At 61.4% G+C, this 24,283-nt stretch carries 18 protein-coding genes; 10 read left to right on the top strand and 8 right to left on the bottom strand.

Going from position 1 to position 24,283, the window contains the following annotated elements; translation table 11 throughout:
* Window positions 1-108: 108 nt before the first annotated feature.
* From KI237_RS19220 to glgB, 3 genes are all read left to right on the top strand, one after another.
* On the top strand, window positions 109-2,106 hold the full coding sequence (locus KI237_RS19220; protein WP_212796589.1) for an alpha-1,4-glucan--maltose-1-phosphate maltosyltransferase: 1,998 nt from the start codon (window positions 109-111) through the stop codon (window positions 2,104-2,106).
* A gap of 108 nt (window positions 2,107-2,214) precedes the next feature.
* The gene (gene treS, locus KI237_RS19215; protein ID WP_212796588.1) at window positions 2,215-5,559 is read left to right on the top strand and encodes a maltose alpha-D-glucosyltransferase; all 3,345 of its coding nucleotides are present in this window, start codon (window positions 2,215-2,217) and stop codon (window positions 5,557-5,559) included.
* 11 nt (window positions 5,560-5,570) lie between these two features.
* Window positions 5,571-7,805: a 1,4-alpha-glucan branching protein GlgB gene (glgB, locus tag KI237_RS19210; RefSeq protein WP_212796587.1), complete on the top strand. Its 2,235-nt coding sequence runs from the start codon at window positions 5,571-5,573 to the stop codon at window positions 7,803-7,805.
* 121 nt (window positions 7,806-7,926) lie between these two features.
* On the opposite strand, the gene gudD is transcribed toward glgB, so the two are convergent.
* Window positions 7,927-9,270 carry a glucarate dehydratase gene (gene gudD, locus KI237_RS19205; protein WP_212796586.1) on the bottom strand — a complete coding sequence of 448 codons (1,344 nt, stop codon included), beginning with the start codon at window positions 9,268-9,270 and terminating at the stop codon, window positions 7,927-7,929.
* Between the two features lie 298 nt (window positions 9,271-9,568).
* Between gudD and KI237_RS19200 the strand changes: the two genes are divergently transcribed.
* Entirely contained in the window at window positions 9,569-10,282 is a 714-nt protein-coding gene (locus tag KI237_RS19200; protein WP_212796585.1) for a FadR/GntR family transcriptional regulator, read from the top strand.
* A gap of 1,318 nt (window positions 10,283-11,600) precedes the next feature.
* On the opposite strand, the gene KI237_RS19195 is transcribed toward KI237_RS19200, so the two are convergent.
* Genes KI237_RS19195 through KI237_RS19185 form a run of 3 tightly spaced genes read right to left on the bottom strand, consistent with a single transcriptional unit; the run spans window position 11,601 to window position 14,194 of the window.
* Entirely contained in the window at window positions 11,601-12,782 is a 1,182-nt protein-coding gene (locus tag KI237_RS19195) for an acetyl-CoA C-acetyltransferase (RefSeq protein ID WP_212796584.1), read from the bottom strand.
* An 11-nt stretch (window positions 12,783-12,793) separates the two neighbouring features.
* On the bottom strand, window positions 12,794-13,459 hold the full coding sequence (locus KI237_RS19190; RefSeq protein ID WP_003180355.1) for a CoA transferase subunit B: 666 nt from the start codon (window positions 13,457-13,459) through the stop codon (window positions 12,794-12,796).
* A 36-nt stretch (window positions 13,460-13,495) separates the two neighbouring features.
* Window positions 13,496-14,194, bottom strand: a complete 699-nt coding sequence (locus KI237_RS19185; RefSeq protein ID WP_003180356.1) for a CoA transferase subunit A — start codon at window positions 14,192-14,194, stop codon at window positions 13,496-13,498.
* Between the two features lie 166 nt (window positions 14,195-14,360).
* On the opposite strand from KI237_RS19185, the gene KI237_RS19180 reads away from it, so the two are divergent.
* Window positions 14,361-15,263, top strand: coding sequence for a LysR family transcriptional regulator (locus KI237_RS19180; protein WP_212796583.1), 903 nt, complete (start codon window positions 14,361-14,363; stop codon window positions 15,261-15,263).
* Window positions 15,264-15,382: 119 nt separating this feature from the next.
* Here the strand turns inward: KI237_RS19180 and KI237_RS19175 are convergent, their stop codons facing one another.
* Window positions 15,383-16,222 (bottom strand): NAD-dependent protein deacetylase, encoded by an 840-nt coding sequence (locus KI237_RS19175; RefSeq protein WP_212796582.1) that lies wholly within the window; start codon window positions 16,220-16,222, stop codon window positions 15,383-15,385.
* 184 nt (window positions 16,223-16,406) lie between these two features.
* Here KI237_RS19175 and KI237_RS19170 point away from each other — a divergent pair, with 184 nt between their 5' ends.
* The 3 genes from KI237_RS19170 to KI237_RS19160 all read left to right on the top strand — a co-directional run bounded on the left by KI237_RS19170 (window position 16,407) and on the right by KI237_RS19160 (window position 19,006).
* Window positions 16,407-16,679, top strand: a complete 273-nt coding sequence (locus KI237_RS19170; protein WP_212796581.1) for a hypothetical protein — start codon at window positions 16,407-16,409, stop codon at window positions 16,677-16,679.
* 599 nt (window positions 16,680-17,278) lie between these two features.
* Window positions 17,279-17,656, top strand: coding sequence for a con-10 family general stress protein (locus KI237_RS19165; RefSeq protein WP_212796580.1), 378 nt, complete (start codon window positions 17,279-17,281; stop codon window positions 17,654-17,656).
* Window positions 17,657-18,076: 420 nt separating this feature from the next.
* The gene (locus tag KI237_RS19160; protein WP_212796579.1) at window positions 18,077-19,006 is read left to right on the top strand and encodes a ZIP family metal transporter; all 930 of its coding nucleotides are present in this window, start codon (window positions 18,077-18,079) and stop codon (window positions 19,004-19,006) included.
* Between the two features lie 25 nt (window positions 19,007-19,031).
* Here the strand turns inward: KI237_RS19160 and KI237_RS19155 are convergent, their stop codons facing one another.
* The 3 genes from KI237_RS19155 to KI237_RS19145 all read right to left on the bottom strand — a co-directional run bounded on the left by KI237_RS19155 (window position 19,032) and on the right by KI237_RS19145 (window position 22,191).
* On the bottom strand, window positions 19,032-19,439 hold the full coding sequence (locus KI237_RS19155; protein ID WP_212796578.1) for a YkvA family protein: 408 nt from the start codon (window positions 19,437-19,439) through the stop codon (window positions 19,032-19,034).
* A gap of 83 nt (window positions 19,440-19,522) precedes the next feature.
* Window positions 19,523-20,767, bottom strand: a complete 1,245-nt coding sequence (locus KI237_RS19150) for an NAD(P)/FAD-dependent oxidoreductase (protein ID WP_212796577.1) — start codon at window positions 20,765-20,767, stop codon at window positions 19,523-19,525.
* Between the two features lie 5 nt (window positions 20,768-20,772).
* Window positions 20,773-22,191, bottom strand: coding sequence for an aminotransferase-like domain-containing protein (locus KI237_RS19145; protein WP_212796576.1), 1,419 nt, complete (start codon window positions 22,189-22,191; stop codon window positions 20,773-20,775).
* A gap of 295 nt (window positions 22,192-22,486) precedes the next feature.
* Between KI237_RS19145 and KI237_RS19140 the strand changes: the two genes are divergently transcribed.
* A complete protein-coding gene (locus tag KI237_RS19140) occupies window positions 22,487-23,452 on the top strand; it encodes an ABC transporter substrate-binding protein (RefSeq protein WP_212796575.1) in 966 nt (321 codons plus the stop codon).
* Between the two features lie 54 nt (window positions 23,453-23,506).
* Complete coding sequence (locus KI237_RS19135; protein ID WP_249410642.1) at window positions 23,507-24,283, top strand: amino acid ABC transporter ATP-binding protein; 777 nt, start codon at window positions 23,507-23,509, stop codon at window positions 24,281-24,283.

Genomic DNA, 24,283 nt, shown 5'->3' with positions numbered 1-24,283 from the left:
AACTTTTAGCCGCTGATTCGGTTCGGAGTTTAAGTGAGTTTTTTCAGGGACCCGTTGGGCCTTTACCGCCACAAGCGCGTCCATGGGGCGTAAAAGGAGTGATGCTCGATGACTGCCGAACACCCGACTGAACTGGCCTACAACCCGCATTTGCCGCTGTCCCAAGCCTTGCTGTTGCCGCGTATTGCTATTGAAAACACCATGCCGGTGATCGACGGTGGACAATTCGCCGCCAAGGCCGTGGCTGGGCAGGACGTGACAGTGACCAGCAAAGTCTTCGCCGATGGTCATGACAAGCTGGCCGTACGCATTCGCTGGCGTGCGCTGCAGGACGAAGTGTGGAACAGCGAGGTCATGGATGACCTGGGCAACAACGGCTGGCAGGGCCTGTTCAACGTGCCGGAACAAGGCCGCTATGTGTTTTGTATCGAGGCCTGGATCGATCAGTTCGCCAGTTTTCGCTACGAGCTGGAAAAGAAATTCGGTGCAGGGGTGCCGATCAGCCTGGAGTTGCAAGAAGGGCGCAACCAGGTGCAAATGGCCGTCGAGCGCAGCACGGGTGAACTGAGCGAGCAACTGGCGGCCTTGCACCATGAGCTCTCCGGCCTGTTGCCGACCGAGCAGGTGGCGCTGTTCCTGGCACCGCGCAGTGCCGATTTGATGTCCCGGGCCGATCATCGCCCGTACTTGAGCATCAGCCCCGAATATCCGCTGGATGTGGAGCGCAAGCTGTCCGAGTTTGCCAGCTGGTATGAGCTGTTTCCCCGCTCGATCACCGACGATCCCCAGCGCCACGGCACTTTCAACGACGTGCATTCGCGCCTGGCGGTGATCCAGGACATGGGCTTCGACGTGCTGTACTTCCCGCCGATCCACCCCATCGGTCGCAGCTTCCGCAAAGGCCCGAATAACTCCCTCACTGCCGGTCCCGACGACCCGGGTAGCCCGTATGCCATTGGCAGCGAGGAGGGCGGTCACGAGGCCATTCACCCGCAATTGGGTAGCCGCGAGGACTTCCGACGCCTGGTGGCGGCGGCCGCTGACCACGGCCTGGAGATCGCCCTGGACTTCGCGATCCAATGTTCCCAAGACCACCCTTGGCTCAAGCAGCACCCGGGCTGGTTCAGCTGGCGGCCGGACGGCACGATCAAATATGCGGAAAACCCACCGAAGAAATACCAGGACATCGTCAACGTCGATTTCTACGCGGCCGATGCGATTCCCAGTCTGTGGACGGAGCTGCGGGACATCGTGGTGGGCTGGGTCGAGGAAGGCGTCAAGATATTCCGCGTCGACAACCCTCACACCAAGCCACTGCCGTTCTGGCAATGGCTGATCGCCGATGTACGGGCCCAATACCCTGAAGTGATCTTCCTGGCTGAAGCGTTCACCACGCCGGCCATGATGGCGCGGTTGGGCAAGGTCGGTTACTCCCAGAGCTACACCTATTTCACCTGGCGCAACACCAAGGCTGAACTGGCGACCTACTTCAGCGAACTCAATGAATCGCCGTGGCGTGAATGCTACCGGCCGAACTTTTTCGTCAACACGCCAGACATCAATCCGGCCTTTCTCCATGAGTCGGGGCGCGCGGGCTTCTTGATCCGCGCGGCCCTGGCAACCATGGGCTCGGGCCTGTGGGGCATGTATTCGGGCTTCGAGCTGTGTGAGTCGGCACCAGTGCCGGGCAAGGAGGAATACCTCGATTCGGAGAAATACGAGATCCGTCCCCGGGACTTCACCGCGCCGGGCAACATCGTCGCCGAGATCGCCCAACTCAACCGCATCCGTCGTCAGAACCCAGCACTGCATAGCCACCTGGGCCTGAAAATCTACAACGCCTGGAACGACAACATTCTCTATTTCGGCAAACGCACCGCCGATGGCAGCAATTTCATCCTGGTGGCGGTGAGCCTCGATCCGCACAACCCGCAGGAAGCCAGTTTTGAGTTGCCGCTGTGGGAGATGGGCCTGCCCGACGACGCCCAGACCCAGGGCGAGGATCTGATGAACGGACATCGTTGGAGCTGGCACGGCAAGTACCAGTTCATGCGGATCGACCCTGCCTACCAGCCGTTCGGGATCTGGCGGATCAGCGTGGCGTAACGCAGTGCAATGTTGAGGAGAGCTTTTGTGGCGAGGGGATTTATCCCCTCGCCACAAAAAGACCTCACAAGCCTTCCGCGGCTTTATTGAATTCATCAGGAGTTGCAAATGGCGAAGAAACCCCGGTCTGCCACCTTCATCAAAGATCCGCTCTGGTACAAGGACGCGGTGATTTACCAGGTCCACGTAAAATCCTATTTCGACTCCAATAACGACGGTATCGGTGACTTTCCCGGCCTGATCGAAAAGCTCGACTACATCGCCGACCTGGGCGTCAACACCATCTGGCTGCTGCCGTTCTATCCTTCGCCCAGGCGCGACGACGGTTATGACATTGCCGAATACCGTGGCGTCAGCGCCGACTACGGCACCATGGCCGATGCGCGGCGCTTCATCGCTGAAGCCCACAAACGCAACCTGCGGGTCATCACCGAACTGGTCATCAACCACACCTCGGACCAGCATCCGTGGTTTCAGCGCGCGCGCAAGGCCAAGCCGGGTTCGGCGGCGCGGGACTTCTACGTCTGGTCCGACGATGACCACAAATACGATGGCACGCGAATCATTTTCCTCGACACCGAGAAGTCCAACTGGACCTGGGACCCCGTGGCGGGCCAGTACTTCTGGCACCGCTTCTACTCCCACCAGCCCGACCTCAACTTTGATAACCCACAGGTCATCAAGGCCGTGCTGTCGGTGATGCGCTACTGGCTGGACATGGGCATCGACGGCTTGCGCCTGGACGCCATCCCGTACCTGATCGAGCGCGACGGCACCAACAACGAAAACCTGCCCGAGACCCACGACGTCCTCAAGCAGATTCGTGCCGAGATCGATGCCAACTACCCCGACCGCATGTTGCTGGCCGAAGCCAACCAGTGGCCGGAAGACACCCAGTTGTACTTCGGCGATGTCGACGCCCAAGGGATGAACGGTGACGAATGCCACATGGCCTTCCATTTTCCGCTGATGCCGCGCATGTACATGGCGTTGGCCCAGGAAGATCGCTTCCCTATTACCGACATCCTGCGCCAGACCCCGGAGATCCCGGCCAATTGCCAGTGGGCGATTTTCCTGCGCAACCACGATGAACTGACCCTGGAGATGGTCACTGACAAGGAGCGCGATTACCTGTGGAATTATTACGCCGCCGACCGCCGAGCGCGTATCAACCTGGGCATTCGTCGGCGCCTGGCGCCGTTGGTGGAGCGCGACCGTCGGCGCGTCGAGTTGCTCAACAGCCTGCTGTTGTCGATGCCTGGCACGCCGACGCTGTACTACGGCGATGAAATCGGCATGGGCGACAACATCTATCTGGGCGACCGCGATGGCGTGCGTACGCCAATGCAGTGGTCCATCGACCGCAACGGCGGCTTCTCGCGGGCCGACCCGGCCAGCCTGGTGCTGCCGCCGATCATGGACCCGCAATACGGCTACCAGTCGGTCAACGTCGAGACCCAGGCCGGCGATCCGCATTCGCTGCTTAACTGGACTCGTCGGATGCTGGCGGTGCGCAAGCAGTCACAAGCCTTCGGCCGAGGCACGCTGAAAATGCTGTCGCCGAGCAACCGTCGGATCCTGGCCTACACCCGGGAATACACCAGCCCGGAAGGCAAGCACGAAATTATCCTCTGCGTGGCCAACGTGTCCCGCAGCGCCCAGGCTGCCGAGCTGGATCTGTCGACCTACGCCGGCATGGTCCCGGTGGAGATGCTCGGCGGCAACGCTTTCCCACCCATCGGCCAGTTGAACTTCCTGCTGACCCTGGCGCCGTACGGTTTCTATTGGTTCGCTTTGGCAGCCGAGAACCAGATGCCGAGTTGGCACGTGGAACCGGCCCAGAGCTTGCCGGACTTCACCACCCTGGTGCTGAAAAAACGCTTGGAAGAATTGCTCGAAGCGCCATCGCGCACCACGTTGGAGCAAACCATCCTGCCGAGCTGGCTGCAGAACCGGCGCTGGTTCGCCGGCAAGGACAGTGCGATCGAGAAGGTCGACATTGTTTATGGCGTGCGCTTCGGTGATCCACAGCACCCCGTGTTGCTCAGCGAAATCGATGTCACCAGTGGCGGTCAGACCCTGCGTTATCAGCTGCCGTTCGGCCTGCTCGCCGAAGACCAGGTCGGTGCGGCGTTGCCGCAGCAATTGGCGTTGTCGCGGGTACGTCGGGTGCGTCAGGTGGGCTTGATCACCGATGCATTCAGCCTGGAAAGCTTCGTGCGGGCCGTATTGCAAAGCATGCAGGCCGCCACGGTGCTGCCGTTTGCCGAAGGTGAGTTGCGCTTCGAACCCACCGAAGGCCTGGCTGCGCTGAACCTGGGAGACGAACCAGAGGTGCGTTACCTGTCCGCCGAACAGTCCAACAGTTCGGTGGTGGTAGGGAGCAGCCTGGTGCTCAAGCTGATTCGCAAGGTCGCCTCGGGTGTGCACCCGGAACTGGAAATGAGCGCCTACCTGACCGCTGCCGGTTTCAGCAACATTTCACCGTTGCTGGGTTCGGTGGTTCGCCGCGACGCCCAGGGTGAAGATGCGCTGCTAATGATCGCCCAGGGCTACTTGAGCAATCAGGGCGACGCCTGGGAATGGACCCAGAACAACCTGGAGCGCGCCCTGCGCGATGAGCTGGCGGACGCGGTGTCCGAACAGGAGCAGCATTACAACGCCCTGGGCGAACTCAAGGATTTCGCCGGCATGCTCGGCCAGCGCCTGGGGGAAATGCACCAGGTATTGGCCCAGGCCACCGACGACCCGGATTTCGCGCCGCAGGCCACCAACGCCAAGCAAGCCCAGGCCATCGGCAAGGACGTGGTCGCCCAAGTCGAAAACGCCTTGCGCCTGCTCAAGCAGAACCAGGGCCAATTGAACCCCGCGGACCAGGCCATGGTCGCACGTTTGCTGGAGCACAAGAAAACCGTCCTGGCCCATGTCCAGGTACTGGCCGGCAAGGCTGAGGGAGGCTTGCGCATCCGCGTCCATGGCGACCTGCACCTGGGTCAGGTGCTGGTGATCAAGGGCGACGCCTACCTGATCGACTTCGAAGGTGAGCCGGCGCGGCCATTGCATGAGCGACGGGGCAAGCACAGCCCTTATAAGGACGTCAGTGGCGTGTTGCGCTCCTTCGATTATGCGGCGGCCATGGCGATTCACTTGCACACCGTCGACAGCACGGCCGATGCCGATGCGGCGCGGCAACGGGTCGCCGATCGTTATTTGAAAGAGGCTCGCCAGGCATTTGTCGAGGCATATCGGCTGGCGGCAGCTAGTCTTGCCCATGAGTGGAAGGATGCTGAAGGCGAAGACGCCGCGCTGGCGTTGTTCGGCCTGGAGAAGGCGGCCTATGAAGTGGCCTATGAAGCCGAGAATCGCCCCACCTGGCTGCCCGTGCCGTTGCACGGTCTGGTCGGGTTATTGAGTGGGCTGCAACCCTTTTCCGACGTAGCCGGACCGATTTAGTGGAGAGAATCATGAGTGTTTCGAACAAAGAACCACAGGGGCAGGCCAAGGAGTCCTTGCTGCCGGCGCCCCATGACATCGACGCGCTGGTGCGTGCCGAACACCACGACCCGTTTTCCATCCTGGGGCCGCATGGCGACGACGTTGGCGGCCAATTCATTCGTGCGTATCTGCCCGGAGCCTTGAGCGTGCAGGTGCTTGCCCGTGATGGCGGCGAAGAGCTGGGGGAGCTGCAATCCACCGAAACCCCGGGGCTGTTCGTCGGCCATTTCGACCATGCCCAGGCGTACTTGCTGCGCACCCGTTGGGCTGGCGGCGAGCAGGTTGCCGAAGACCCCTACAGCTTCGGTCCGTTGCTGGGGGAGATGGACCTTTACCTGTTTGGCGAGGGCAATCACCGCGATCTCAGTTCCTGCCTCGGTGCGCAACTGACCACCGTCGATGGCATCGACGGCGTGCGGTTCGCGGTCTGGGCGCCGAATGCCCGGCGCGTTTCGGTGGTCGGGGATTTCAACGCCTGGGACGGGCGTCGGCATCCGATGCGCATCCGCTATCCGTCTGGCGTGTGGGAGCTGTTCATTCCGCGGCTTGGTGCGGGTGAAGGCTACAAATATGAAATCCTCGGTGCCCACGGCATCCTGCCGCTCAAGGCCGACCCGGTGGCCCTGGCCACGCAGATGCCGCCAGACACGGCGTCGAAAGTTGCGTCACCGTTGAAGATCGAGTGGCAGGACGACGAGTGGATGCAGCACCGTCGCGAGCGGCAGCTCCCGGGTGCGCCGCTGTCGATCTACGAATTGCACGCCGGCTCCTGGCAGTGCGAAATCGACGAGGCGGGCGAGGTGGCCCGGCAATACAACTGGCATGAAATGGCCGAGCGGTTGATCCCGTATGTCAAGGACCTGGGCTTCACCCACATCGAGCTGATGCCGATCATGGAGCACCCGTTCGGCGGTTCCTGGGGCTATCAGCCACTGTCGCAATTCGCGCCAACGGCACGCTTCGGTTCGCCGGACGATTTCGCCGCGTTCGTCAACGCCTGCCACCAGGCCAATATCGGGGTCATCCTCGACTGGGTGCCAGCGCATTTCCCCACCGACACCCATGGCCTGGCCCAGTTTGACGGCACCGCGCTGTACGAATACGGCAATCCGCTGGAAGGCTTCCACCAGGATTGGGACACGCTGATCTATAACCTGGGTCGCACCGAGGTCCACGGTTTCATGCTGGCGTCGGCGCTGCACTGGCTCAAGCATTTCCACATCGATGGCCTGCGGGTGGATGCCGTGGCCTCGATGTTGTACCGCGACTATTCGCGCAAGGCCGGTGAGTGGGTGCCCAACCGCCATGGCGGTCGGGAAAACCTTGAAGCCATCGATTTCCTGCGCCACCTCAATGATGTGGTGGCGTTGGAAACCCCCGGTGCGCTGGTCATCGCCGAAGAATCAACGGCATGGCCAGGCGTCAGCCAGAGCACCCAGCAGGGCGGCTTGGGGTTTGCGTACAAGTGGAACATGGGCTGGATGCACGATTCGCTGCACTACATCCAGCAAGACCCGGTGTACCGCGCCCATCACCATAACGAACTGAGCTTCGGCCTGGTGTATGCCTGGTCCGAGCGCTTCGTCCTGCCGATTTCCCATGACGAAGTGGTCCATGGAAAACGCTCGCTGATCGACAAGATGCCCGGTGATCGCTGGCAGAAATTCGCTAACCTGAGGGCCTACCTCAGCTTCATGTGGGGCCATCCCGGCAAGAAGCTGTTGTTCATGGGCTGTGAATTCGGCCAATGGCGCGAGTGGAACCACGACCAGCAATTGGACTGGTACCTGCTGCAATACCCTGAGCACCGTGGCGTGCAGAAACTGGTGAGCGATCTGAACCGTCTGTATCGCGAAGAACCGGCGCTGCACGACCAGGATGATGCGCCCCAGGGGTTCCAGTGGTTGATTGGTGACGATGCGCTCAACAGCGTCTACGCCTGGCTGCGCTGGAGCAAGGAGGGCCGGCCGGTGCTGGTGGTCGCCAACTTCACTCCGGTGCCGCGCGAGGCCTACCGGGTCGGCGTGCCGTTCGCCGGACGCTGGGTCGAATTGCTCAACAGCGATGCCGACACCTACGCCGGGTCCAACTATGGCAACGGCGGCGGTGCCTCCACCGAAGAAGTGCCCAGTCATGGCCAGGCCTTGTCGTTGGAACTCAACTTGCCGCCGTTGGCGGTATTGATCTTGCGGCCAGAGGGCTAATCACGCAGCCCCCCTTGTGGGAGCGAGCTTGCTCGCGATAGCGGGGTGCCAGTCGATATCACTGTTGACTGATCCACCGCAATCGCGAGCAAGCTTGCGCCCACAAGAGATAGTGATCGCTTCAGCGAACCAGGCACGGCCGCTTGTTGTTGAACGTCCAGCCCGGAATCAGGAACTGCATTGCCACCGCATCGTCCCGCGCGCCAAGTCCCATGCCCTTGTACAGCTCATGGGCCTTGGCCAGTTGGTCGGTGTCCAGCTCAATCCCCAGCCCCGGTTTTTTCGGCACCTGCACGCAGCCACCCTGGATCTGCAAGGGTGCCTTGGTCAGCCGCTGGCCGTCCTGCCAGATCCAATGGGTGTCGATGGCCGTAATGTCGCCCGGTGCGGCAGCGGCCACGTGGGTGAACATCGCCAAGGAAATGTCGAAATGGTTGTTGGAGTGCGAGCCCCAGGTCAGGCCCCATTCATTGCACATCTGCGCCACGCGCACGGAACCTTGCATGGTCCAGAAATGCGGATCGGCCAGGGGAATGTCCACGGACTGCAAGGTGATGGCGTGGCCCATCTCGCGCCAGTCGGTGGCGATCATGTTGGTGGCGGTCTTCAGGCCCGTGGCCCGGCGGAACTCGGCCATGACTTCGCGGCCCGAATAGCCGTTCTCGGCACCGCAAGGGTCCTCGGCGTAGGCCAGCACCTTGTGCTGGTCGCGACACAAACGGACCGCTTCCTTGAGTGACCAGGCGCCGTTCGGATCCAGGGTGATGCGTGCCTGGGGAAAGCGCTCGGCCAGCGCCGTGACCGCTTCGATTTCCGCGTCGCCGTTGAGCACACCGCCCTTGAGCTTGAAGTCCTGGAAGCCATAGCGAGCGTGGGCGGCTTCGGCCAGGCGGACCACGGCGTCGGCGTCCAGGGCTTTTTCATGGCGTATACGGAACCAGTCGTTGTCGGCGTCCGGTTCGCTGCGATAGGCCAGGTCGGTCTGCTGGCGATCGCCGACGTAAAACAGATAGCCGAGCATCTTCACTTCGTCACGCTGCTGGCCTTCGCCGAGCAGGGCGGCGACCGGTACGTCCAGGTGCTGGCCGAGCAGGTCTAGCAGTGCCGCTTCCAGGCCGGTGACCGCGTGGATGGTGATGCGCAGGTCGAAGGTCTGCAAGCCACGGCCGCCGGCATCGCGGTCGGCAAAGGCGTGGCGCACGGTGTTGAGGATCTTCTGGTACGTGCCAATCGGGCTGCCGACCACCAGTGAGCGGGCGTCTTCGAGGGTCTGGCGAATGCGCTCGCCGCCGGGTACTTCGCCCACGCCGGTGTGGCCGGCGTTGTCCTTGAGGATGACGATGTTGCGGGTGAAGAACGGGCCATGGGCGCCGCTGAGGTTCAGCAGCATGCCGTCATGGCCGGCCACAGGCACGATTTGCATGCTGGTGATGATCGGGGCTTTGCGGGTGTCTTGGGTATGCATAATTGTCCCACTCGTTGTTTTTATACGGGCATCGTATGGCAATGACGTTGATAGACATCATACAACTTGAAATTTTTATCTTACAAGTGTCCTTTGATGTTCAGGTTGAGCTCGGATCTTTGTTTTTTCGTTAGTTGATTGATTTTGTTCATATTTATATTGGGTATGAGGAATTTTATCGATCTGCTCCGGTCTGGCGGAACTGCTGAAGGGATGCCATGATTGAGGTTGTCATACAAGTTGTCGGCCGATGTGGTTTGTTCCGCCGTTCAGACTGCCCATTCAAGGATCCGCGACCATGCAGCCAAACACCGAAATGCCTGCCCGCAAGCGCACCCAGAATCTGGCCTATGACCTGGTGGAGAAGTTGAGTCAGAGCATTCTGCTGGGGCAACTGAAACCGGGGGAGAAGCTGCCCTCCGAAGGCGCCATCGTGCGGGCCCACGGCGTCAGCCGGACGGTGGTGCGCGAGGCGCTTTCCAAGTTGCAGGCTTCGGGGCTGGTGGAGACCCGCCACGGCATCGGCACCTTTGTGCTGGCGCAAACCGGCGAGCCGGGGTTGCGGCTCAATGTCGACACTGCGGCGGGTGTGCGGGCAATCCTGGAGCTGCGTCTGGGCCTGGAAACCCAGGCAGTCGCCTTGGCGGCCCAGCGTCGCAGCGAACACCAGTTGCAGCAGATGCGCCAGGCGCTGGATGACTATCAGCGGTTGTCCAGCAACAACGACAGCTGTGTCGAGGCCGACCGGCGCTTCCATCTGCTCATCGCCGAGGCCACGGACAATGCCTGTTTTGTCGAAATCATGCAGCACCTGGGCAGTGCGATGATCCCCAGGACCCGAGTGAACGTGGCCGAACGCGGCCAGGCGGACCTGAGCAAGCTGGCACAACTGGCCAACCTCGAGCACGAGGCGATCTTCAACGCCATCAAACGCCAGGACCCGGACGCCGCCCGCGCCGCCATGTGGCTGCACCTGACCAATAGCCGTGACCGGTTTGGCGCAGGTTCCTGACCCACCGCCATCGCGAGCAAGCTCAGCTCCCACGGGGATCTGTGGTGAGCGCTGGTTTTAAAAACACCCAAGAAGCCATGTGGGAGCAAGGCTTGCCCGCGATGGCATTGGCACATCCAGCATCCATACAAGCTGACCCACCGCCATCGCGAGCAAGCTCAGTTCCCACGGGGAGTTGTGTAGAGCACTGGTTTTAAAAACACCCAAGAAGCCATGTGGGAGCAAGGCTTGCCCGCGATGGCATTGGCACATCCAGCATCCATACAAGCTGACCCACCGCCATCGCGAGCAAGCTCAGTTCCCACAGGGATTTGTGGTGAGCGCTGGTGTTACAAATACCCAAGAAGCCATGTGGGAGCAAGGCTTGCCCGCGATGGCATTGGCACCTCCAGCATCCATACAAGCTGACCCACCGCCATCGCGAGCAAGCTCAGTTCCCACCGGGAGTTGTGGTGAGCGCTGGTTTTACAAATACCCAAGAAGCCATGTGGGAGCAAGGCTTGCCCGCGATGGCATTGGCACCTCCAGCATCCATACAAGCTGACCCACCGCCATCGCGAGCAAGCTCAGCTCCCACCGGGAGTTGTGTTGAGCGCTGGTTTTACAAATACCCAATAAGCCATGTGGGAGCAAGGCTTGCCCGCGATGGCATTGGCACATCCAGCATCCATACAAGCTGACCCACCGTTATCGCGAGCAAGCTCAGTTCCCACCGGGAGTTGTGTTGAGCGCTGGTTTTACAAATACCCAAGAAGCCATGTGGGAGCAAGGCTTGCCCGCGATGGCATTGGCACATCCAGCATCCATACAAGCTGACCCACCGCCATCGCGAGCAAGCTCAGCTCCCACGGGGAGTTGTGGTGAGCGCTGGTTTTACAAATACCCAAGAAGCCATGTGGGAGCAAGGCTTGCCCGCGATGGCATTGGCACATCCAGCATCCATACAAGCTGACCCACCGCCATCGCGAGCAAGCTCAGTTCCCACCGGGAGTTGTGGTGAGCGCTGGTTTTACAAATACCCAAGAAGCCATGTGGGAGCAAGGCTTGCCCGCGATGGCATTGGCACATCCAGCATCCATACAAGCTGACCCACCGTTATCGCGAGCAAGCTCAGCTCCCACAGGGATTTGTGGTGAGCGCAGGATCAGTGAACACTGGAGACCCCCTGTGGGAGCGAGCTTGCTCGCGAAGGGGCCGCAGGTTATGCCTCAAACCAGCAGGCAAAAAAAACCGGCGCAACCAAGGTTGCGCCGGCGGTGGTGCCAGTGGTTGCGCGGATATTCGTGGGTCCGCGCAACCACCGTTGAACCTGTGTCGGTTATGCCCGTTCCAGCGCCAGGGCCACGCCTTGGCCGCCGCCGATGCACAGTGTCGCGAGGCCTTTCTTGGCGTCGCGCTTGATCATTTCATGCAGCAGCGACACCAGGACTCGGCATCCCGATGCGCCGATAGGGTGGCCCAGGGCGATGGCGCCGCCGTTGACGTTGACCTTGTCCATGTCCCATTTCAGTTCCCGGGCCACGGCCAGGGACTGGGCGGCGAAGGCTTCGTTGGCTTCGATCAGGTCCAGTTGATCCAGCGACCAGCCGGCCTTGTCCAGGCAGCGGCGGGTGGCCGAGACTGGGCCAATGCCCATGATGGCCGGGTCGACGCCGGCATTGGCGTAGGCGCTGATTTTCGCCAGCACGGGCAGGCCCAGGGCCTTGGCTTTTTCCGCGCTCATCAGGATCACCGCGGCAGCGCCATCGTTGAGCGAGGACGCGTTGCCCGCAGTGACGCTGCCGTCCTTCTTGAACGCAGGCTTGAGCTTGCCCAAGGATTCGGCGGTCGTACCGGCACGCGGTTGCTCGTCGGTGGCGAACGCCACCGGATCGCCTTTGCGCTGGGGAATCAGGATCGGCGTGATCTCATCGGCAAACCGACCACCTTCAACAGCGGCGACGGCTTTCTGCTGGGACGCGGCGGCAAAGGCATCCTGCTCCTCGCGGCTGATGCCGTACTTGTCCACCAGATTCTCGGCGGTGATGCCCATGTGGTAATCGTTGAAGGCGTCCCACAGGCCGTCGGTGATCATGCTGTCGATCATCTTCGCGTGACCCATGCGCAGGCCGGTGCGGGCGGCCGGCAACACGTACGGGGCCAGGCTCATGTTCTCCATGCCGCCGGCGATGATGACGTCGGCGTCGCCACAGCGGATCGCCTGGGCGCCCAGGTGCAACGCCTTGAGCCCCGAACCGCAGACCTTGTTCAGGGTCAGCGCCGGCACCGCATGTGGCAGGCCGGCGAGGATCGATGCCTGGCGGGCCGGGTTTTGCCCGGATCCTGCGGTCAGCACTTGGCCAAGAATCACTTCATCGACCTGTTCGCCCGACAAACCGGTCTGCTCCAGCAGGCGACGAATCACCGCGGCACCGAGTTCCGGAGCGGGAATGGAAGCCAGCGAACCCTGGAAACTGCCGATGGCGGTGCGGGTAGCGGCGACAATCACGACTTCTTGCATCGAATCTCTCCTCACTGGGCAGCGAACTGCATTTCAGGCACGTGGTCCGGCACGATCAATTTGCCGGCGGTCTTGGCGACGATTTCCTCGACGCTGACGCCCGGGGCACGTTCTTTCAGGATGAAGGCGCCGTCCTGGATTTCCAGGTAGGCCAGGTCGGTCAGCACCCGCTTGATGCAACCGGCGCCGGTCAACGGCAGGCTGCAACGCGGCAGCAGTTTCGATTCGCCGTCCTTGGACGCATGGGTCATGGTGACGATGATGTTCTCGGCGCCGGCCACCAGGTCCATCGCGCCGCCCATGCCCTTGACCAGCTTGCCGGGGATCATCCACGAGGCGATGTTGCCTTCGACATCCACCTCGAACGCGCCCAGCACGGTCAGGTCGATATGGCCGCCACGGATCATGGCAAACGATTCGGCCGAAGAGAAGATCGACGCGCCGATGCGCGCGGTGACGGTCTGCTTGCCGGCGTTGATCATGTCGGCATCGACTTCGGCTTCGGTGGGAAACGCGCCCATGCCGAGCAGGCCGTTTTCCGATTGCAGCATGACTTCCATGCCTTCGGGAATGTAGTTGGCGACCAGGGTCGGAATGCCGATGCCCAGGTTCACGTAGTAGCCGTCCTGCATTTCACGGGCGACGCGTTGAGCCATTTGTTCGCGGGAAAGTGCCATGTTGTTATTCCTTCATTCGGGCCGGGGGGCAGGGGATCACTTACGCACGGTGCGCTGTTCGATGCGTTTTTCGAACGTGCCGCAAATGACCCGGTCGACGTAGATGCCAGGGGTGTGGATCTGCGTCGGGTCCAGCTCGCCGGGTTCGACGATTTCTTCGACTTCCACCACAGTGATCTTGCCCGCCGTGGCGGCCAGCGGATTGAAGTTCTGGGCGGTGTGGCGATAGACCACGTTGCCGAAATGGTCGGCCTTCCAGCCTTTGACGATGGCGAAGTCGCCGGTGATGGATTCTTCCATCAGGTATTGGCGGCCATGGAATTCACGCACTTCCTTGCCTTCGGCCACCGGGGTGCCGACGCCGGTAGCGGTGAAGAACGCCGGGATGCCTGCGCCACCGGCGCGCATTTTTTCGGCGAGGGTGCCTTGGGGGGTCAGTACGACTTCGATTTCGCCACTGAGCAGTTGCTTCTCGAACAGGGCGTTTTCGCCCACGTAGGAGGCGACCACCTTGCGGATCTGCCGGTCTTCGAGCAGCACGCCGAGGCCGAAACCGTCGACGCCGCAGTTGTTGGAGACCACGGTGAGGTCGCGGATGCCCTTGCGCTTGATCTCGGCGATCAGGTTTTCCGGGATACCGCACAGGCCAAAGCCGCCGGCGATGACGGTCATGCCGTCTTTCAAGCCTTCCAGCGCCTCTTCATAAGAACTCACGCGTTTGTCGAAACCTGCCATAGACACCTCTTTTATTCTTGATGGGGTCGCAATGAAATGCAGTGTTGCGCCAAGTCATATATTTGTTAAGTTGATTTTTAGGTTTGATTGATTGATAAAACTCAATAATGGCTGGCATCCGCTTGCAGCTTGAAGCTAACCGCTGGCTGCTGGGAGCTTAGCAACCATGACCCTCAAGCAAATCCGCGCCTTCCTCGCCGTGGCCCAGAGCCTTAGCTTTGCCGTGGCCTGCGAGCGACTGCACCTGTCCCAGTCGGCCCTGAGCCTGACCATCAAGGCCCTGGAAGAAGGCCTCGGCGGGCGCTTGTTCAGCCGCAATACCCGTAACGTGGCGCTGACGCCCGAAGGCGAATCCTTGCTGCCACTGGCCCGACGGCTGATTGCCGACTGGGACAATGCCGAGGACGAAATGCGCCAGCGCTTCACCTTGCAGCGTGGTCGTGTGACGTTGGCGGCGATGCCTTCATTTGCCGGCAACCTGCTGCCGCCGATCCTCAAGACCTTCCGCGCCCGCTACCCGAATGTCAACGTCACGGTCAACGACGTGATCAACGAACAGGTGCTGGAAATGGTGCGTGATCGTCATGTCGAATTGGGCGTGGCGTTCGAGCCGATGCAGGGCTCGTCATTGGCGTTCACCCCCTTGTATCTCGATCGCTTTGTCGCGGTGGTGCCGCAGGACTCACCGCTTGCCCAGCGCGACGAGATCCACTGGGAAACCCTGCTGGAACAGCCCTTCATCACGCTGCAACGGCCCTCCACGGTACGGGTGATGCTGGAAGAGCATCTGCAGGTCCGGGGCATGAAACTGCCTGTGGAGTTCGAGAGCCACCAGTTGGCGACCGTCGGGCGGATGGTCGCCAGCGGGCTGGGGGTGAGTGCCGTGCCGGCGCTGTGCGTCGGGCAGATGCATGAGCTGGGCGCCCGCTGCATCACCTTGAGCGATCCGGTGATCGAACGAGCCATCGGGGTGTTGACCAAGCCGGGGCATGAACTGTCGGCGGCGGCGCAGGCGTTGTTCGATACGCTCAGGGATCAGGATCTTGGTGCGCAGTTGGTCGTACGGTAACCCGCAAATTCCTGTGGGAGCGAGCCTGCTCGCGATGCGGTGGCACATCCAACATAGATGCAAGTTGAAACACCGCCATCGCGAGCAAGCTCGCTCCCACAATAGATTTGGGTTGTTCGTTAAAACGGGTGCTGTGTCAGTAACGGCAACAACTGTTCACACGGCTCTTCAAGCTTGAGGTCCAGCAGCTCATCGGCGCGGGTCTTGCCCCGGTTGATCGCCAGCAGCGGCTTGCCCTGGTCCTTGATGGCCCGGCACAGGCGAAACGCCGAATACGCCATCAGTGACGAGCCCACTACCAGCAGGCCGTCCGCTTGCTCGACGGCTTGCAGGGCGCGGGCCGCAGTGGTTGTGGCGACGTTCTCGCCGAAAAACACCACGTCGGGTTTCAGCCGCTCGCCGCCGCAGTGAGGGCAGCGCGGCACCTGGAAGCGCGCCTCGAACGCCGGATCGAGCAGAGTGTCGCCATCGGGCGCCTGCACCGCATCGACACCGGCCAGGTAAGGGTTTTCGGTTTCCATCAACTGTTGGATCTGCTGTCGCTCGCTGCGCTGGCCGCAATCCAGGCACAGCACGCGGTGCAGGCTGCCGTGCAATTCGATGACGTCCTGGCTGCCGGCCTGGTCGTGCAGCGTGTCGACATTCTGGGTAATCAGCCCGCTGATGCGATGCCGTGCCTGCAACTCGGCCAAGGCCTCGTGAGCCGCGTTCGGCCTGGCCTGCTGCACGCGGGGCCAGCCCAGCATCGCCCGCGCCCAGTAGCGTCGTCGTGCCTCGGCCTGGGCGAGAAACTCCTGGTACATCATCGGCTGTCGACCCCGGCGTACACCGTCGCTGTCGCGGTAGTCGGGGATGCCCGAAGGGGTGCTGATGCCCGCACCGGTGAGCACCAGGAAGCGGCGTCCGGCCATGTACGCCTGCAACTGATCGAGCGGTTCGTGATGGAAATCGTCCGGCATGGGGGTTCTCCGTGGGCCTGGATTCGTTGAGGGTAGCACTGTCGAGCACTGGGCCTGCGTCACGCCTTTCGTCGCTCAGCAGCGCTGTTCTGCAAACTTTCCTTGTAAGCGGGGCCTCCACACTTATGTGCGAAAGAGCAATTGGGTTGTTTCGCTCGCTCTGAACTTGTCGCAGAGGAGGCTTATGAAGCAGACCATCGGTGAAGTACGGGCCATCAATAGACAGCGTGCAATGGTGGGCGTGTACGTGGAGCAGGAGCACGGCCATACCGTACTAGCGCTGCGTTCGGCCAATGACATAGATATCGGCGACATCCTGAAGTGGGACAGCGGCACGGCCTTGGGCACTCAGTCCTATCACAACCAGACCAAGGGCTGGACCGCCGATGTGTATGTGGCAAACCACGGTGTGGCGACGGCTAACCTTGAGGTCCAGTTGCTGGTGGGCTCTTCCTGACGGTGCCTTCGACCTATTACTTAGGGACAGAGAGCATGAGCAAACTCAAGTGCGGTTGCCCCGATTGCCAGTGCGAGCGATCCGATTTCACCCCTGGGCATGTTTGAATCCGGGCCTGTCGGCGACAGGCTATCAGGACGCCGCAAGCCGGTCATTGCGGTGGTGCAGGACAACACCGGCAGCCCGCGAGTTCTGGCTTCCTGGAGCGGCGCGAGGCCAGGGTGACGAGACCGGTGCAATGGGGTGCCGGCGGCACTTGGCCTTTGGCGGACAGCGTGGAAAGACACGCACTGTTTTTCCCATGGGGCCCATGTGGGAGCGAGCTTGCTCGCGATAGCGTCGTATCAGCCTGTATTGATATTGGCTGACGCACCGCCATCGCGAGCACGCTCGCTCCCACAGGATTTTCACGGGATGAAGTTTCAGTCTCCAGCCTATTTAATAGCCTGATGCAATAAAGATCATGGCGGCGGCATATAAATGAGCATTGACCATTCGTCGCCGTTTGCAGGCTTTCCTTAAAACCTTGTCGGCGTCATGTTTTCCGAAGAAGACGAGCCAACAAGGCTCGTGGATATTAACTAAACGAGGTGAATGAAATGGCTAACACAGGAAATAAAAATCCTGGCAATTTCGCTAACGATCGTGAGAAGGCATCGGAAGCCGGGAAAAAGGGCGGCCACGCATCAGGTGGCAATTTCGCCAATAACCCTGAGCGTGCATCCGAGGCTGGACGCAAGGGAGGGCAGGCCTCGGGTGGTAATTTTGCCAATGACCCTGGGCGTGCCGCAGAAGCCGGCCGCAAAGGCGGGCAAGCCTCGGGCGGTAATTTTGCCAACGACCCTGAGCGGGCTTCGCAAGCCGGCCGTAAAGGTGGCCAGGCTTCGGGCGGCAACTTTGCCAACGACCGGGAGAAAGCCGCCGAAGCGGGCAGAAAAGGCGGCGAGAACAGTCGCGGCGACGGCCGTGATTCGTAATGTCCGGTGACATGGCGAGCCCCGTGCCCATGGCATGGGGCCCATTGGTTTATATAGCGGAGTTTGCCGGGTTTAAAATACAGTCAAGTTTTACAGTTTTTCGCTTTACTCGTTAATTGTTGAGCCAATCACCGCTCGTCCCGTTTGTTGAATAAAAGATAAATCATCGTGTTACCTCCTCCGGTCTTTGTGGACCTGTCAATGGCGGTGCCCTCTTGATGTATGCCTTGATCCAAAAAGGTAACCGGGGCCGATGTGCAATCCCTCCCCAGGACCCGCCTTGGGTTCGTACAAGCAACGTGACAGACTATGAAAAACGGCGAGGGCAGCGCTTCCACGCCTGGATATTACGTTTGATCGTTGCCGCCGTTAGGAGCACGATCAGCCATGTTTTTTGGCCAACACCAGTAAGGACCTTCGATGGACCAGCCCACCTCCGGGAGTCGATCTCCCTGGCGCACCTGGCTCAACCCCGTGCAAGACAACCTGTTGCTGGGGGTGACGTTCTGGCTCGGGCTGGCGTTGGTGGCCGCGTTGTTGCTCTACAGTGGCTACAACGCCTTGGTCGGCGCCGACCGTCAGAATCTGGGTTATGCGGTGTTGGGCGGTACGTCGGGTTTTGCCGCCACGGCCCTGGGTGCGGTGATGGCGGTGGTGTTGCGGGATATATCCTCGCGTACCCAGGACATCATGCTGGGTTTTGCCGCCGGCATGATGCTCGCCGCCAGTTCGTTCTCATTGATCCTGCCAGGCATCGAAGCGGCACAGGTCATTTGTGGCAATCAGTTGCTTGCCGCGTTTGTCGTCGTGGTGGGCCTGGGTTTGGGCGTCGCCCTGATGATCGGCCTGGACCGTTTCGTGCCGCACGAGCACGAACTCAGCGGCCGGCGAGGGCCCCAGGTCGAACGCATCAATCGCGTCTGGCTCTTCGTGCTTGCCATCACCTTGCACAACTTGCCGGAGGGCATGGCCATCGGCGTCAGTTTTGCCGGCGGCGATTTCAAGGTCGGCCTGCCCCTGACCACCGCCATTGCCATCCAGGACATTCCCGAGGGCCTGGCCATTGCCATGGCGCTGCGGGTCACCGGCATCAGCACCTTGCGTGCAGCGCTCATCGCGGTCGGTTCAGGATTGATGGAGCCGTTAGGTTCGGTGATCGGCCTGGGCATGTCCTCCGGCGTCGCCGTCGCCTATCCCATCAGCCTGGGGTTGGCGGCGGGGGCGATGATTTTTGTGGTGTCCCACGAAGTGATTCCCGAAACCCACCGCAACGGTCATGAAACACCGGCCACCTTGGGGCTGATGATGGGGTTTGCGGTGATGATGTTTCTCGACACGGCGCTGGGCTGAGCCCCCGAAACCGGAAGCGTGGTTTTCAGCCGGTTTTGACGGGACCGCCGTAAAACATGAACCAGGCACCTGCCAGTGCTGCTATCCAGGTCAGCACAATCAACGCCGCCGCTAGCTTGTTCACCGGGCGCTGGCCGTCGTTTTCCTGCCATTGCCGGGCCTTGGCTGCACATTCTGCCAGCACTGCGAGCGGCATCAGGCCAAGTGCCAACCAAATTCCCAGGGGCAACAAAATCACATCATCCAGATAACCCAATACCGGGATGAAATCCGGGATCAGGTCAATGGGGCTCAGGGCATATGCCACCACGATAATGGCGATCCATTTGGGCAGCCAGGGCGTCTGCGGATGGCGATAGCAGAACCACAGCGTCATGGTCTGGCGTTTCAGGGTCCTGGCCCATTGGCGAAGGCGTTCGAGGAGCGTGGTCATCAAAGCCCTGCAAGGTTTGGGGTAGACAAGGGTAACCGCAAACCGCGATGACAATGTACCCCCGCATGTGGCGAGGGTGCGCCTCAGAAACGCCGCACGGAAAACTGCTCGAGCCACTGCGGCGCGGAGCCGGCAATGCACTCGGCGACCAGTTGCCCGGTCGCCCCGGCGAGGGTCAGGCCCAGATGCTGATGGCCGAAGGCGTAGATCAGGCGTGGCTCGTTCGGTGACGGGCCGATCACGGGCAACGAATCGGGCAGCGACGGGCGAAATCCCAGCCAGCGACGGGCGATCGGTTCTTTAAGATCCAGCACGCGGCGTACATGGTGTTCCAGATAATCGAATCGTCGTGGGTTGGCCGGATCATGGATCGAGCCCAGCTCCACCGTCCCCGCGACCCTCAGGCGCCCGGCCATGGGTGTCATGTAGAAGGCGCTTTCCACCGGACAGCAGGGCCGGTTGAGAAGGGTGTCCTGCAAATCGAACTCGATGTGATAACCCCGTTCGGTATCCAGCGGGACATGGTCACCCATCTGCGCTGCCAGCACGCCGGACCAGGCGCCTCCACACAATACCACCCGATCTGCCTGGTAATGCTGACCCTCGGAACTGTGCAAATGAAGCCCGTTGGTGGCGCGTTTTATCACGGTGACCGTCGCCTTGCGCACCAGGTTTTCGGCCACCAGTGGCGCGGCCAGGGCTTCGATGAATAGTCGCGGATCGTCCATGTGGGATGACTCGGGGAACAGAAGGCCAGCCACGGAACGTCCGGCCAGGGCCGGTTCGAGCTGTTCGACTTCGGCGCTGCTCAGGACTTGTTGAGCAATGCCCAGCGAGCGCCGCAATTCGATGGCGGCTTGTGCGGTGGCGAAGCCTTGCTGGGTGCCGTAGGCATACAGGCAACCGTTGTGCCGCAAGCGCTGGTTGGCCAGGGGCGTGTCGGCCAGTAACGGTTCGTACCCGCTGTAGGTGTGTTGCAGGATCGTTGCCAGCGCCTGGGTATTGGCGGCGCAGCGTGAGGTCCGGCATTCATTGAGAAAACGCAGCAGCCACGGCATCAGTCGCGGCAACCGGGCCCAATTGATCACGAACGGCGAGTCAGCCGAGAACAGCAACGATGGGATGGCCCGCAGCAACGAGGGTTGGGCAATCGGCATCACCCCGTACGGCGCCAGCGTCCCGGCGTTGCCATACGAGGCGCCGGCGGCAATGCCGTCGCGCTCGAGCACCAAGACCCGATACCCTTGGCGCCGCAGCCAGCGCGCCGTGGCCACGCCAACCACACCTGCGCCGATAACGGCGATTTCGCAATGAACGGGCTGTGTCATCGGGTTCAGATCCGATTGTGCATGTGAAGGTGCCCCTGGCGCGCCAACTGGCTGATCACGGTCAAGGCCTTGACCAGTTGCTCCCGGGACAACGCGGCTGAAATGTTGATGCGCACCGCTTGCGGTGACAGTTCCGGGCTGAGGGTAAACGCGCCGCCGGGGAGCAGCACCACGCCCTGTTCCTGGCAGAGGCGGGCGAAGCGCGAGCTGTTCCAGGGTTCGGGCAGCAGCAGCCAGGCATGGGTGCCGGTGGTGCTGTGCTGAAACTCCAGCCCTTGCAGATGCGTTGCCAGTAGCGTCTGGCGGATCCGCAGCTCTTCGCGTTGTTCCGAGACCAGTTGTTCGGCCAGGCCTTCCTCGATCAGCCGTGTGGCGATCAGTGCAGTCAGCGGTGAATTGCTCCAGCAGTCAATGCGTTGCATGGCGATGATGCCCTGCAGCAGCGCGGGCGGCGCCATGACAAAGCCCATGCGCAAACCGGGGGCGATGCATTTGGACAGGGCGCTGATGTAAATCGTCTGCTCCGGCAGCAGGGCGGCGAATGGCGCGGGTGATTGCTCCAGCAGCGGTCGGTAGACGTCATCCTCGATCACCAGTACGTCGGTTTGGCGAATGACGGCCGCCAAGGCTTCGCGGCGTTCGGCATCGAGGGTGATGGCCGTCGGGTTGTGAATCGACGGCACCAGGAACAGCAATCGCGGCTGATGCTCGACGCAGGCCTGGCGCAAGGCCTCGGGGCACATGCCGCGCTCATCGGCGTCGACGCCCAGCAGGTTCAGGCCGAGGGTACGACACAACCCGTTGATGCCCTGGTACGTAATGCTGTCGGCCAGCACCGTGTCGCCACTGCTGGTGAGGCTGCGCAAGGTGTGGGCGATGCCGTGTTGGGCGCCTTCGGCGATCAGGATGTGATCGGCCTGGGCTTCGACACCGGTGTGTCGCAACCATTGCGCAATCGCCTGGCGGGCCCAGAGCGGACCTTCGCAAGGGTGGTAATCCTTCATGTCGGCAAAACGCGGGTCGTCGGCCAGCCGGGGCAGCAATTGGGCGAGCACCCGGTTGTAGCCGTCCGTGGCGGGGCGGTTGACGCTCAGGTCGGCGGTACCGGGGTCATTGCTGGGGGCCGACTGGAACTGCGCGGCCGGATGACGTCCCTGGGCCACTTGCGTGCCACGGCCCGGCCGGCTTTCCACCAGCCCCTTTTGCTGCAGCACCGCCATGGCCCGGGTCACGGTGGTGATGTTTACCCCCAGGGCGCTGGCGAACTCACGATGAGGCGGCAGGCGATCGCCCGGCTTGAGCTGGCCATGAAGGATTGCGTGGGTCAGCGCGTCGGCCAGTTGCGCGTACAGCGTCTCGGCTTTCTCGCGATGCAGGCCGGCATGGTTCTTCAGTTCTTTCAGCAGTTTCTCAAATTGACTCATGAGTCCTTGTTCCTGGGTTGTCATGCTTTTTTGTGCGCCTTAAAGCCGACTTGTCATGCTTTTTATCTGATAAAAAGGCCATTGACAAGGCAAAATAGCGTGATTAGTGTGTGAATTGTAATGCTTGTCATGCAATAGAGCATGACAATGCGCTGAAAATTCGTTTCTCGTACCGGCTTCCTTGAAGTCGAGCCCCGGAGGGGCGTGGTAGCTGCTTAGGGATAGGGCGGCAAGGTTGTTGTTTGGTTGTATGGCTTGTCCGGTCAAAACCCTCAATTGCCAAAAGGTGAAACCCATGTCCGACTCCAAATTCGATACCCCCGGCCTTTCCCGCCGTTCGGTGCTCAAAGCCGCCGGCTACGGTTCACTGGCCGCCGTCGCCGGCTCGGCCCTGGGGCCGATGCCATTCGCCTTCGCGGCCGGGCAACCGATCAAGACCATTCGCCCCGGTTACCTGACCGCCGCGTGTCTGGGGGACATGCCGCTGGGAGCCCTACGCGACGGCGTGCCGGTCGGCACTGACCTGGAACTGCTGAAGCAGATCGCCGACCGCCTCGAACTCAAGCTCGATGTCTTGACCATGGGTTTTCCGGCGGTGATCGAAGCTGTGCGTTCGGGGCGCGCCGACTGGTTTGGCGGCAACTTCGCCTGGAACCCGATGCGTTCCAAGATCCTGTTGCTCACCGACGCGGTGTTCTACACCGGGGCGTACGTGATCATGCGCGACAGCGAGCCGTTCCAGACCAGCATCAGCGTCAATGACATGAAAGGGCGCACGGTAGGCAGCAACACCGGCTATTTCACCATTCCCGACATGAAGAAAATCGACGGCGTAAAAGAGGTGAAGCTCTACGACAACACCGACGCCTGCCTGCGGGACGTGCGCGCCGGACGGCTGGACTTCGCCGTACTCGACGCCCCCACCATCGACTACATGATCCTCCAGGACCCCAGCCTCAAGCTCAAGCAAGTGCCCATGGCCTACGACGAGAAATTCCCGAGCCTGACCGCCAAGTTCGAGGCGATCTGGGGCATTCATCCGCAGAACCAGGACCTGTTCGACGGCGTGAACCAGGGGCTACGCTGGTTACGGAGCACCGGGCAGATCGGCCCCATCCTGGCCCGCTACGGCATCAAGAACCCCGACTACCTGGTGCCGCTGCCCAAGGACCAGCGCGTGGGTGTGGACCGGGACGAGCAGGGCAACCTCATCGGCCCGTTCAAGCACGCGCCCCGGGATTTCAGCCAGGCATTTGCCTGACACGCTCTCGCGCCTGCGTTCACGTTTTACGTCATCCACTTGCGGACATTGCTCATGGCTGAATCTCATCCACTGGTGCGGGTCGAGGGGCTTCACAAGTCCTTCGGCCGGCTGGACGTCTTGAAAGGCATCGACCTGCAGGTGCAGCAGGGTCAGAAAATATCCCTGATCGGGCCCAGCGGTTCGGGCAAGACCACCCTGTTGCGTTGCATCAACTATCTGGAAGAGCCGACCCGGGGCAGCATCTACATAGACAATGCGCTGATCGGCCAGCGCAAGGTAGGCGAGCGCACGGTGCCTATGGGCGACAAGGAGTTGGCCCGGATGCGCGCCAACATCGGCATGGTGTTCCAGCGCTTCAACCTGTTCCCGCACCTCAGTGTGCTGGACAACATCACGCTCGGCCCGCTGAAGGTCCAGCAGCGCAATCGCCCGGAAGCGGTGGAGCTGGCCGAAGATTTGTTGAACAAGGTCGGCATGTTCGCCAAGCGCGACGCCTACCCGGACCAACTGTCCGGCGGCCAGCAACAACGCATTGCCATCGCCCGCGCGCTGGCGATGCGTCCCAAGCTGATGCTGTTCGACGAGGCCACTTCGGCGCTCGACCCGGAGTTGGTGGGCGAAGTGCTGACGGTGATGCGCAAGTTGGCCGAGGAGGGCATGACGATGATCATCGTGACCCATGAGATGCGCTTTGCCGAAAGCGTGTCCGACCAGGTGATTTTCATGGCCGATGGCAACATCGTCGAACAGGGACCACCGCGGCAGATTTTCCGGGAAAGCCAGGTGGAGCGCACACGCGCCTTCATCAGCGCCGTTCAGGAGCATTGA

The sequence above is a fragment of the Pseudomonas sp. St316 genome, from assembly GCF_018325905.1.
Lineage (GTDB): Bacteria > Pseudomonadota > Gammaproteobacteria > Pseudomonadales > Pseudomonadaceae > Aquipseudomonas.
The sequence above is the reverse complement of the archived record's forward strand: the minus strand, read 5'-3'. Positions and strand labels throughout refer to the sequence as shown.